4 protein-coding genes, 1 tRNA gene and 2 pseudogenes are annotated in these 5,570 nt (G+C 62.8%); 6 read left to right on the top strand and 1 reads right to left on the bottom strand.

Annotation, left to right across the window (positions count from 1 at the left end; translation table 11 throughout):
* The 5 genes and pseudogenes from BG35_RS13070 to BG35_RS13655 form a co-directional block, all read left to right on the top strand.
* Nucleotides 1-873 (top strand): annotated as a pseudogene (locus BG35_RS13070) (AAA family ATPase); the annotation flags it as partial.
* Nucleotides 874-901: 28 nt separating this feature from the next.
* Nucleotides 902-973: transfer RNA gene (locus BG35_RS0105795), tRNA-Gln, on the top strand.
* Nucleotides 974-1,012: 39 nt separating this feature from the next.
* Nucleotides 1,013-1,591 (top strand): phycobiliprotein lyase, encoded by a 579-nt coding sequence (locus BG35_RS0105800; protein ID WP_034417363.1) that lies wholly within the window; start codon nucleotides 1,013-1,015, stop codon nucleotides 1,589-1,591.
* A gap of 92 nt (nucleotides 1,592-1,683) precedes the next feature.
* Nucleotides 1,684-2,445 (top strand): phycobilisome rod-core linker polypeptide, encoded by a 762-nt coding sequence (locus BG35_RS0105805; RefSeq protein ID WP_025782084.1) that lies wholly within the window; start codon nucleotides 1,684-1,686, stop codon nucleotides 2,443-2,445.
* 521 nt (nucleotides 2,446-2,966) lie between these two features.
* Nucleotides 2,967-4,013, top strand: a complete 1,047-nt coding sequence (locus tag BG35_RS13655; RefSeq protein ID WP_152535188.1) for a DUF4912 domain-containing protein — start codon at nucleotides 2,967-2,969, stop codon at nucleotides 4,011-4,013.
* 3 nt (nucleotides 4,014-4,016) lie between these two features.
* Here the strand turns inward: BG35_RS13655 and BG35_RS0105815 are convergent, their stop codons facing one another.
* Nucleotides 4,017-5,102, bottom strand: a complete 1,086-nt coding sequence (locus BG35_RS0105815; RefSeq protein ID WP_025782085.1) for a mechanosensitive ion channel family protein — start codon at nucleotides 5,100-5,102, stop codon at nucleotides 4,017-4,019.
* 93 nt (nucleotides 5,103-5,195) lie between these two features.
* Between BG35_RS0105815 and BG35_RS0105820 the strand changes: the two are divergent.
* Nucleotides 5,196-5,570, top strand: a pseudogene (locus BG35_RS0105820) (AarF/ABC1/UbiB kinase family protein); the annotation flags it as partial.

A 5,570-nucleotide genomic window follows, 5' to 3' on the forward strand; every position in this document is an offset into this window, starting at 1 on the left:
ATCGACACCAGCAACGAAATCGCTGGCGATGGAGACATTCCCCACCCGGCCATCGGTCGGGCGCGACGGATGCAGGTGCCGGATCCCCGGCATCAGCACCGGGTCATGATCGAGGCGGTGGAGAACCATATGCCCGAGGTGATTGTCATTGACGAGATCGGCAGTGAACAGGAAGCCTGGGCCGCCCGCACCATTGCCGAGCGGGGCGTGCAACTGGTGGGCACGGCCCACGGCCATCAACTGGCCAACCTGATCAAGAATCCCGCCCTCCGTGATCTGATTGGCGGCCTCCAGGCGGTCACCCTGGGGGATGAGGAGGCCCGCCGTCGCGGCTCGCAGAAAACGGTGCAGGAGCGCTGTGGCCCGCCCACCTTCCCCCTGGCGGTAGAAATGCACGGCCGTGACTGCTGGCATGTGCATTGGAACGTGGCCCGCACCGTGGACGCTCTGCTACGGGACCGCCCCGTCCAGTCCCAGGTGCGCCGCCTGGATGAACGGGGTGTTCTCCATGTGCAAAACCCCACCCCGCGCCCCCCTGGAGTGGGGGAGCCGGAAGGATCGTCCATGGGGCAACCTGCGCTCCCTGCCGCCCAGGACACTCGCCTGCGCATCTATCCCTCCGGCGTGACCCCGCGCCAATTGGACGCCCTGATTGATGACTGTCGGCTGCCGGTGCAGGTGGTGCGCACGGTGGATCGGGCTGATGCGGTGCTCTCCCTGCGCAACAGCCTCAGCCATGATCCGGGAGCGCGGCGGGCGGCCAAAGGGCTGGGGATCCCCATCCACGTGATCAAGTCCGCCAATCCAAACCAGTTGCAAAGGGCCTTGGAGCGGCTGCTGTTGCGCTTTCACGCCAAGGGTGATGTGGTGTAAAGTAGAGAAGCCGTCAACACCCCGGCAGTGGGCCGTCGCCAAGTGGTAAGGCAGCGGGTTTTGGTCCCGCCATTCCTAGGTTCGAATCCTAGCGGCCCAGTTACGTAAGGAGGCAACTGTGGAGTCCATCCCCAACGCCATGGTCTTCTTTGCCCGCAGCGCGGGCCGTTGGCGTTCCCAGCGCACCAGTCATCATCTTCTCCACCGTCGCACTGAAGCGGGCGCCAGCCACATTGAAGTGGTCACAGTGCCCCCGGAAGATGACCGCCTGGCGGCCATTGCCCGCCTGCACGGCGAACCACCCGAGGCCATCCGGGGCGGCTGCCATGTGCGTTGGCTGGGTTCCATGGCGTGGGACCGTGCGGGGGAGGATCACCAGGGGGAGACGGTCTTTGCCCTGATTCCCACCGATGAGCAGGGCCGTCAGGGGAAGTTGCTGCGGGATCGTGGCTATGCCGAGACCGCAACGGTGGCGGGCCGGTTCCGCATGGATGACGAGGACGGACTGGAGTTGATCACCACCTACGAGACCATGCGCAGCCGGGAACGCTTCTGGTTTGTCGGTTCCCAGGTGCGTCTCCGCACCAGCACGGTGGAGGGGCTTTCCAACACGGCGTCCCTGTCTGTTGAAACCCGCATCGAAGGCCCCAGTGGGCCTGAACCCGTGCCTGCTCCAGTCCCGGAGGCGGCGCTTCGACAGGCGGCCCTGGGCTGGTGAGAAACGTTAAGGACTGTGATTCCACGCCACCCTGCCCACCATGTTTGCGTGGGTTGTCCCCTAGCATTCGCTTTGCACTCAGCCGGTGACCCGTGGCGATTCCCCTTCTCAACTACGCCCTTGAAACCCAAAATTCCCGGGTGAAAGGCCACGGGGGGGGTGACGATGACCAGGCGCGCATCTTCAGCACCCAGCAGGTGCTCAACAATTCCGACACCACCGCCCTCATCGAGGCGGCCTATCGGCAGATCTTTTTCCATGCCTTCAAGTGCAGCCGGGATGCCTTTCTGGAGTCCCAGTTGCGCAACAACCAGATCACGGTTCGAGATTTCATCCGTGGCCTGTTGCTCTCGGACACCTTCAGAAGCTCCTTCTACCGCTTCAACAACAACTACCAGGTGGTGACCCAGATGGTGCAGCGGGTCCTGGGGCGGGATGTCCATGGCCAGGCAGAAACCATTGCCTGGTCCATCGTCATCTGCAATAAGGGCTTGGTGGGCCTGGTGGACGCCCTGCTGGATTCCCAGGAGTACATCGACAACTTCGGCTACGACACGGTCCCCTATCAGCGCCGCCGGGTGCTGCCGGGGCGGGAGTTGGGAGAAACGCCGTTCAACATCAAGTCTCCCCGCTACGAGTCTTACTGGCGCGGCATTCTGGGCTTCCCCAAGGCTGTGTTTTCCTCCAGCGCCTCCGCCAAGAAGTTGCCCTCCCGGGCTGCTGCAAGCCGTGGCGGCAACCCCAACGACTACCGCACCTGGGTAAGCGCCGTGGGCGCGACCCGGTGTGTTGCTGGTGGTAGCACCAACACATCCTTCGACTACATGGCCAAGGTGCCCTATCGCAAGGTGTGAGGTGTTATCAGGATTGATGCCCTGCCCATAAGGCAGGGCCGGGATCGCATCCGGGGATCACTGTCAGGAAAACCTCACCGACTGGGCAACGAGGCTTGTGGTTTCGGACAACCGTCTCCACACTGATCCCAAAGCATTTCTTTAGAGATGGCTGACTTTGCTGCTCCTCTCTTCTTCTCCTCCCTGGCTCGTCTCACCCTGAGGCAACTGCGCACCATCGCCAGCCAATTGCGCATCAGGCTCTATAGCCGCAAGACCAAGCAAACTCTGGTTCAAGAGATTGGCCAGCATCCAGGTGTGGAACCGTCCTCAGCGCCTTCCGAGGACGCTGAATCTCAAGGGTCCGCATCCGTACGGAACACGGACACGCCGCTGCCCCTCAGACTCCAGCCAGCGTTGCCGTTGCAGAGGGGGCTGCCCCCCAGCCTCAGTCCGACCCGGACGGGCCGCCGTCTCCCCAGGACGGTGACCGTGTCGTCTTCCTACCCCGTGACCCCGAGTGGGGTTACGTCTTCTGGGAGATCTCCTCGGAAACACGCAAAACCGCCGAGGCGGCCGGAGCCCAGCAGCTTTGCCTGCGGGTCAGTGACGTGACCGGCATGGACGACGGCGCTGCCCATCCCCATACTCTGCAGGAGGTGCCCGTGGATGCAAACGCGGCGGATTGGCACGTGCCGATGCCTCTCAGCAATCGCGATTACCGCGTCGAGTTGGGTTTTCGTCTTGAGGATGCCGGTTGGCTATCCGTAGCCTTCTCCACCAAGGCAAGGGTTCCTGCCGCCAAGCCCAGCGAGCAGATTCTGGATCAGTTTGTGCCGTTTTCCCTGGATACCGCCACCCCGGTCCCTCTGCCCACCCCGGAGGAAACCCCTCTGGATAGCAGCATCCACGAGCGTCTCTATCAGGTGGCCACCGGCTTCTCCCTGGGGCGGCAAGGATCGGAAGCGTTCCAGCAACCGCTGCACGGGCTTGGCTTGCAAGAGGAGGAAGCCGGCTTCTCCGATTCTGCCGCTGGCGTCTGGGCCAGTGGCCGCACGGACTCCGGCGCCGGCATGGCGCGCCAGCGCTCCTTCTGGCTGGTGGCTGACGCCGAACTCATTGTCTATGGCGCCACGGATCCTTCCGCGTCCCTGACCATCGGGAACGAGCCCGTGCCCCTCACCCCGGAAGGCACCTTCCGCATTCAGGTGCCGTTCCGGGATGGTCAGCAGCACTACGCCATCAAGGCGGTGGCCGCCGATGGGGAGCAGAAGCGTGAGGTCGCCATGGCGTTCCAGCGCACAACCCCCTGCGACAACACGAACACCGCCGCAGATGCTGTGGGGAGTGGTTCTAGGACCAACCCAACTGGATCGCAGGTTGCCACAATGGGGGCAGCCTCCGGATCTTCCATGAACAACACCTTGTTCAAGCTCCTTCCCCTGGCGGGGGTTGTCATCGTTCCCCAGGTGGTTCCGCGGCTGATGGTCCATCTGGGGATTGGTGCGGGCGTGGCGTTTGCCGTTGTAGGGGTTTGCCTGTGGTTTGCCCTGCTGGTGAGTCGCGCCGAGATGCCTGGGCACGGCTGAGGATCATTGCCCTTGTCCAGGCTCTCCGGTTGAGCCGGCTTCCCCCGTCTGGTCTGGGTGGTTGAGGTAGAGGGTCCGTGTGGGGAAGGCAAACTCGATGCCCTGCTCCGCGAACGTCTGCACCAGGGCCACGTTCACCTGCTGCTGGGCATCAAGGGCTGCCACGTAATCACTGGTGGGGATGTTGTAGCAGAGCTCGAAATCCAGACTGCTGGCGCCAAATTCCACGAAGTGGCAACGGTCGAAGTCGGCATCCTTCACCCTCTCCACAATCTGCCGGGCCATGGTGGGGATCCGCTTCAGCACCTGGGGGGGTGTGTCGTAGGTGACGCCAAACCGGTAGATGCGGCGCCGGCGCTCCATCACTGTGTAGTTGGAGAGGGTTTGACTGGCCAGAGATGAGTTGGTCATCACCACCAGTTCACCGTCCACGCTGCGCAGCCGCGTGGAGTGGATGCCCACCTGCTCCACCTTGGCCCAGGTGTCGCTGTTGCCAACATGGAGAAAATCCCCACTGCGGAACGGCTTATCCAGCAGGATGTAGATGTATTCAAAGAACTCCGCCACAGGTTTCTGGAGCGCCAGGCCGGCGCCGATGCCGCCAGCGCTCAGCAATGCCCACAGGGCGCCGAGGGGAATACCGAGGGACTGCAGGTAGATTACCCCACCCAGCACCCAGATCAAAGCCCGCAGCATGGGTTTCAGGGCTGTGAGGATCTCGAGACTGGTGTCGTCATTCCTGGCAACTCGCTGGAAAGCACGGGTGAGCAACCGCGTCAGGATGCGGTTGATGGCCTGCACAAGCGCCACTGCGGTTACCAGCCCGGTCAGGGCTGTAACGATCCGGTCGCCAATGCCTTCATAGGGAATCCCTTCCCAAGCCCAGACCACCACCATCATGAACAACATGGGCATCACAGCCCTGTAGACTTCCTTGACAATGAGGTCATCGGTGGTGGTGGCTGTTCTGCGGGCGATCCGGGTTGCTATGGGGAGGCAGATGCGCCCCAGCAGCCAAACCACAAACAGCCCGCCCCCCAATTTGGCCATTGCCCACGGCAAGGCGGCAATCAACTCCCGGGTCGGCATGAAACCGCAGAGAAAGGGCTGCTCAGCTTATTCCCGCCACAAGAAAAGAAGAAACTTTTTAGGCTCATGGCGCGTGTGTTGGGTGAATGTGCCTTGGCGTCTTCCGTACCTCGGACCGAGGAGCCGCTGCGTTATGACCACGTCAGGGACCTGTTCTGGCTGCTGATGCGGCCATGGCGGTTGATCAGCCGTCTTCTGGTGCTGCTGGTGAATTTCACCGGACTGGCGGTGCGGCTGGTGACCCAGGGAAGCAGCCCGGATCACATGGTCCAGAGCCGCTTGGCCCAGACGGTCTTGAAAACCCTCACCCGGCTTGGACCCTGCTTCATCAAGGTGGGCCAAGCCCTCTCCACCCGCCCCGACTTGATCCCCAGCGCCTGGCTGGACGAACTCACCAAACTGCAGGATCAACTGCCGGCCTTCCCCCTGGACGCCGCAAGGGACATCGTGGAAACAGACCTGGGGCAG

Source organism: Candidatus Synechococcus spongiarum SH4 (genome assembly GCF_000586015.1).
In the GTDB taxonomy this organism is placed as follows: Bacteria; Cyanobacteriota; Cyanobacteriia; order PCC-6307; family Cyanobiaceae; genus Synechococcus_B; species Synechococcus_B spongiarum_F.